The 5,808-nt window shown below is 68.8% G+C and carries 5 protein-coding genes; 2 read left to right on the top strand and 3 right to left on the bottom strand.

Annotated elements, in window-relative coordinates; translation table 11 throughout:
• Positions 1-81 precede the first annotated feature (81 nt).
• A complete protein-coding gene (locus ACFHVL_RS30570) occupies positions 82-870 on the top strand; it encodes an RNA-guided endonuclease InsQ/TnpB family protein (RefSeq protein ID WP_416632064.1) in 789 nt (262 codons plus the stop codon).
• Positions 871-897: 27 nt separating this feature from the next.
• Here ACFHVL_RS30570 and ACFHVL_RS30565 read toward each other — a convergent pair whose 3' ends face one another.
• Genes ACFHVL_RS30565 through ACFHVL_RS30555 form a run of 3 tightly spaced genes read right to left on the bottom strand, consistent with a single transcriptional unit; the run spans position 898 to position 4,555 of the window.
• Positions 898-1,758, bottom strand: coding sequence for a sugar ABC transporter permease (locus tag ACFHVL_RS30565; RefSeq protein WP_416632063.1), 861 nt, complete (start codon positions 1,756-1,758; stop codon positions 898-900).
• On the bottom strand, positions 1,755-3,296 hold the full coding sequence (locus ACFHVL_RS30560; RefSeq protein ID WP_416632061.1) for an ABC transporter permease subunit: 1,542 nt from the start codon (positions 3,294-3,296) through the stop codon (positions 1,755-1,757). Before ACFHVL_RS30560 ends, ACFHVL_RS30565 begins: the two co-directional genes overlap by 4 nt.
• The gene (locus ACFHVL_RS30555) at positions 3,296-4,555 is read right to left on the bottom strand and encodes a sugar ABC transporter substrate-binding protein (protein ID WP_416632059.1); all 1,260 of its coding nucleotides are present in this window, start codon (positions 4,553-4,555) and stop codon (positions 3,296-3,298) included. Before ACFHVL_RS30555 ends, ACFHVL_RS30560 begins: the two co-directional genes overlap by 1 nt.
• A gap of 153 nt (positions 4,556-4,708) precedes the next feature.
• On the opposite strand from ACFHVL_RS30555, the gene ACFHVL_RS30550 reads away from it, so the two are divergent.
• Positions 4,709-5,722 (top strand): LacI family DNA-binding transcriptional regulator, encoded by a 1,014-nt coding sequence (locus tag ACFHVL_RS30550; RefSeq protein WP_416632057.1) that lies wholly within the window; start codon positions 4,709-4,711, stop codon positions 5,720-5,722.
• Positions 5,723-5,808 lie beyond the last annotated feature (86 nt).

Here is a 5,808-nt window from a genome sequence, read left to right as displayed (position 1 = left end):
CGCTTCTTCCCTCGACTTTCCTAACAGGGTAACCTTATTGGCTCCCTGTCCGGAATCCTCGGGGCACCTCACTCCTCAGGCATGGTGGGGATCGACGCCGGGCTCGACAGCCTGTTCACCCTGTCCAGCGGGGAAAAGATCGCCAACCCCCGACACGAACGCCGTGACCGGGCCGCCCTGGCCCGTGCCCAGCGGAACCTGGCGCGCAAGGTCAAGGGTTCGGCGAACCGGGCCAGATCACGGGTGAAGGTTGCCCGCGTCCATGCCCGGATCGCCGACCGCCGCCGTGATCACCTGCACAAACTGACCACTCGACTCGTTCGTGAAAACCAAACGATCGTGATCGAGGACCTGACCGTACGCAACATGGTCGCCAACCACAGTCTGGCCCGCGCCATCTCGGACGCGGGCTGGCGGCAGTTCCGCACCATGCTGGGGTACAAGGCGGACTGGTACGGCCGGGACCTGGTAGTCGTGGACCGCTGGTTCCCGTCGTCGAAGCTGTGCTCGGTCTGCGGTGCACTGGCTGAACACATGCCGTTGACGGTCCGGTCGTGGACCTGCCGATGCGGGCGGACCCACGACCGCGACGTGAACGCGGCACGTAACATCCTCGCGGAGGGGCTCTCCGTGATTGCCTGTGGAGGCGCTGTAAGACCTCAACGAGAGTCCTCCTCTCGTACGGGGCGGTCGTCGGTGAAACAGGAAAACCCGAGGGCGACCAAGGGAGCCCCGTCCTTCAGGGCGGGGAGAAAGTCAAGTTGGCCACGTCGATCCGCCAACCGTCCAGCACGTACGGCGGCAGCAGTAGCCGCCCACAGATTGTCGACCAGCCACGCACCCGGCGCATACAACGCTGACCCGTCGTGATGCGCCTCGAACAGCTGACCCACAGTGCTAACCCTTCACAGACCCGGAGGTGAGACCGGAGACGATGTAGCGGCTGAGCAGCTGGAACACCAGCACCGTCGGGATCGCCGTCAACAGGGTGCCGGCGGCGAAGATCCCGAAGTTGTTGTTCCGCTCCCCCGCCACCAGGCCGTACATGCCGACCGCCAGCGTCTTCGCCTCCGGGTTGGTGAGGAAGACGTTGGCGATCAGGAACTCGTTGATGGTGTTGATGAACGCCAGCAGCCCGGTGACCGCCAGGATCGGCGCCACCAGCGGCAGCATGATCCGGAAGAACACCTGGGCGTGCGACGCCCCGTCCATGGTGGCCGACTCGTCCAACTCCCTCGGCAGGGTGTCGAAGAAGCCTTTCATCAGCCAGGTGTTCACCCCGAGCGCGCCACCGAGGTAGAGCAGCATCAGCCCCCACGGGGTGTTGAATCCGATGGTCGGCCACAGGTCGGTGATCGTCGAGAAGATCAGGAAGATCGCCACGATCGCCAGGAACTGCGGGAACATCTGGATCAGCAGCAGCGACAGCAGCCCGACCCGCCGGCCCCGGAACCGCATCCGGGAGAAGGCGTACGCCGCCAGCGACGACAGGAACACCGACGCGAACGACGCCAGCCCGGCGATCAGCAGCGAGTTGCCGAACCAGCGGCCGAACGACGTGTCGGCGAACAGCCGGCGGAAGTTGTTGCCCGACGCCCCGGTCGGGAACAGGTCGGTCGACGACAGGGTGCCCAGCGGGTTCACCGCCGCCGACAACACGAACACGATCGGGAACAGCGAGAACGCCACGGCCAGCAGCGCCACCAGGTGCCGCCAGCCGACCCGACCCGCCCAGCGGGTCAGCGAGCGCTGCTTCATCCGTACACCTCTTCCTGTTGCCGGGTGCGCCGGAAGCTGACCGCGGAGATCACCGCGACGAGCGTGAAGATGAAGATCGAGACGGCGGCGGCGAAGCCGTACTGGGCGCCGGCCGCGCCGAACGCCAACCGGTACGTGTAGGTGATCAGCAGGTCCGTCGCGCCGACGCTCGGGTTGTCCGCCGGGAACGGCGCACCCGCGGTCGTCAGGTAGATCGCGTTGAAGTTGTTGAAGTTGAACGCGAACGAGGCGATCAGCAGCGGCGTCAACGCCACCAGCAGCAGCGGTAGCGTCACCCGGCGGAACGCCTGCCACGGGTTCGCGCCGTCGATCGAGCTGGCCTCGGTCAACTCCTTCGGGATGGCCTGCAACGCGCCCGTGGCGACCAGGAACATGTACGGATACCCGAGCCACAGCTGTACGCCGATCACCGCCAGCCGGGCCGACCAGTCCTGCCCGAACCAGTCCACCGTCAACCCGAAGAACTGGTTGATCAGCCCGAAGTCGGTGTTGAACATGTCCCGCCAGACCAGCAGCATCGCGAACGACGGCATCGCGTACGGCAGGATCAGCAGCACCCGGTAAAGGTTGCGGCCCCGCACTCGGTCGGAGTGCAGGGCGATGGCGCAGAGCAGTCCAAGGGCGAAGGTGCCGCCGGTGGAGCCGATCGCGAAGGCGAAGTTCCAGACCAGGGTGCCGAGGAACGGCCCGGAGATGCTGCGGTCGGTCAGCACCCGGGTGAAGTTGTCCAGCCCGACGCCGACCCGCCAGCCCTGCAGCAGCCGGTCGCCGTCGGCGGAGACGAACGAGCCGGCGTCGTCGTCGGCCGTCCACACCGTGCCCGTCACGGTGTCGGTGACACAGTCGCAACCTTCGTCGTACGCCCGGACCGCGACCCCTTCGTACGCCCGCGACAGCCCGATGGAGCGGATCGCCCCGTTGTCGGTCGGCACCGCCAGGTCGGTGATCTCCTGGCTGCGGGCGCTGGCCTGGCCGGCGTTGAGCAGCGTGTACCCGTCGGCCGACGTCACTTTGCCTGCGTCGGTGACGGTGACGTCGCCGGCCGGCAGCTCCCGCAATCCGGAACCGTCACCGGCGTAGACGACCCCGTCGGCCGGGTCGACGACCAGCAGCACCAGGTCACCGGTGGCCGGGTCGCCGACCGTGGCGACGGTCATCGCGTACTCGATGGATCCTGGCACCTGGACCACCGACGTGGCCTGGATGGCCGCGATGGCCTCAGTCTTGCTGCCCCGGTGTCCGTCGCCGAAGTTGGTGAAGGCGGTGGAGGCGGTGTAGAGCACCGGGAAGATCTGGAAGGCGATCAGGAACAGGGTGCCGGGGATCAGGTACTTCGCCGGCACGTGTCGCCGACCCAGGTAGAGGTAGCCGATGCCGGCGGTCGTGGCGACCAGGATGCCGAGCCCGACCCAGGCTTCGGCGGCGATCAGCGGGAACGCCGCCCAGATCGCGATCGCCGCGACCAGGCCGAGCAGCAGCGCCTTGGCCAGCAGACCGCCGGCTCCGGTGTCGCGCATTACTTGATCTGCTCGGCGATCGTCTGACCGGCGGCGGTCATCGTGCTGGCCACGTCGGCACCGCCGACGATCGCGGCCTCGGCCTTGCCGAACGGGTCCCAGATGGCGGCCATCTCGGGGATCGCCGGCAGCACCGCGCCGCCCTGCCCGGCCTGCTGGAACTTGGCCAGGTCGGGGTCGCTGCCGGAAACCTGCTCCAGGGCGGCGGTCAGCGCCGGCGGGCGCGGCTCGGCGTCGTACAGCGCGACGGCCAGCTCGGTCTGGGTGGTGTAGTTGGCGACGAACTCCTGCGCCAGCGCCTTGTTCTTGCCCTTGGCGGCGACGTAGAACGTCTGCACGCCGACGAACGGCTGCGCGGGCGCGCCACCGGCGAAGCCGGGGACCGGGCTGATGTCGTACGCGATGTTCGCGCCCTTGGCGTCGGTGATCGCCCACGGCCCGGAGACCAGGAAGGCGCACTTGCCGCTGGTGAAGGTGGCGATCGAGTTCTCCGGGGTGATGGACCGCTTCAGCGCGCCTGCGCCCTTCTCGCCCAGCGTGGCGATCTTCTCGAACGCGGCGATCGACTCGGGTGTGCCGACGCCGAGCTGCGCCGGGTCGTAGTCGCCTTCGGCGGTGGTGCCGAAGAGGCTGCCGCCGGCCGAGGTGTAGAGCGGGTACAGGTGGTAGGCGTCGCCGTTCTGCCCGACCTGCAGGCAGAGGATCTCCGAGACCTTGCCGTCGGCTTTGAGCTGCTGGCCGGTGGCGACGAGTTCCTCGATGGTGGCCGGGGCGTCGGGGGCGAGCGCGGTGTTGCGGATCAGGGCGACGTTCTCCATGGCGTACGGGACGCCGTAGACCTGGCCGTTGAAGGTGACGGCTTGGATGGCGACCTCGGCGAAGCCGGCGGTCTGGTCGGCGGTGAGCTGGACCGGCTCGATGGCCCCGTTGCGCACCAGGTTGCCGATCCAGTCGTGCGCGCCGACCATCACGTCCGGGCCGCTGCCCTGCTGTGACGCGGTGACGAAGGTGGTCTGCTGGTCCTTGCTGATCGCCTGGACTTCGACGGTGACGCCGTTGTCGGCGCCGAACTTCTCGGCGAACGGGGCGAGGGCGGCGCTGCGCTTGTCGTCGGCCCAGATCACCAGGGTGCCGCCGGTGGCGGCGGCGTCGGGGCTGTCGGTGGTGGCGGGTTCGCCGTCGCTGCTGCCGCAGCCGGCGGCGGCCAGCGCGAGCGCGGCGGCCAGCCCGGCGGCCACCGTCGTGGTACGGACGCGCATCGGGACTCCTGTCCTGGAAGTTATTGCAGTTCGGTGCCGTGTTTCAGCACGCAGCCTGTCTTGTGTTGCCGGGACGTTAGCAAGACGTTGCAAGCAATGGAAGGGCTTGCAGGCGCAACCGCAAGAACTTGCCGGTGCGCTACCGTGAACGCCATGCGCGCACGACTGTCCGACATCGCCCGCCAGGCCGAGGTCAGCGAGGCCACGGTGTCCCGGGTGCTCAACGACCGCCCCGGGGTGGCCACCGAGACCCGCCAGGCGGTGCTGACCGCGCTCGACGTCCTCGGCTACGAACGCCCGGCCCGGCTGCGCAAACGCAGCGCCGGCCTGGTCGGCCTGGTGGTGCCGGAGCTGGACAACCCGATCTTCCCGGCGTTCGCGCAGACCATCGAGTCCGCGCTCGCCCAGTCCGGCTACACACCGGTGCTCTGCACCCAGACCCCCGGCGGCGTCACCGAGGACGAGTACGTGGAGATGCTGCTGGACCGCCAGGTCGCCGGCATCGTCTTCGTCTCCGGCCTGCACGCCGACACCACCGCCGACCACGACCGCTACCGCAAGCTGATCGTCCGGCCACTGCCGATCGTGCTGATCAACGGGTACGCCGACGGCATCGAGGCACCCTTCGTCTCCTGCGACGACCGGGAGGCCGGTGAGCTGGCCGTGGCGCATCTCGTCTCCCTCGGCCACCGGCGGATCGGGCTGATCACCGGCCCGGACCGGTTCCTGCCGGTGCAGCGCAAACTGGCCGGGTTCCGGGCGGCGATGCGGCGGCTGGTCGGCGCCAGCGACGCCGAGATCGACGAGCTGACCGCCCTGTCACTGTTTGGTGTGGAGGGTGGCAAGGCGGCGGCGAACCGGTTGCTGGACAAGGGTGTCACCGGGATCACCTGCGGATCGGACCTGATGGCGCTCGGCGCGATCCGGGCCGCCCGCCAGCGCGGCCTGTCCGTGCCCGGTGACGTGTCGGTGGTCGGCTACGACGACTCGCCGCTGATGGCGTTCACCGATCCGCCGCTGACCACGCTGCGCCAGCCGGTGATCGCGATGGCGGTGGCGGCGGTCCGCGCCCTGGTGGACGAGATCAACGGGCACGCCGCGCCCAACTCGGAGTACGTGTTCCGCCCCGAGCTGGTCTCCCGTGGCTCCACCGGCATCGCCCCCTGACAGAGATGATGCTCCCGCGACGATCTGACCGGTAAATCACCTGTACCACGGCGGGTTTTGGGTGTGCGGGGGTGGCCCGGTGTCGG

Origin of the sequence: Micromonospora sp. LOL_023, from assembly GCF_048060115.1 — a bacterium.
In the GTDB taxonomy this organism is placed as follows: domain Bacteria; phylum Actinomycetota; class Actinomycetes; order Mycobacteriales; family Micromonosporaceae; genus Micromonospora_E.
Note: the sequence above shows the minus strand (reverse complement) of the source record. Positions and strands in the feature narration are given on the sequence as shown.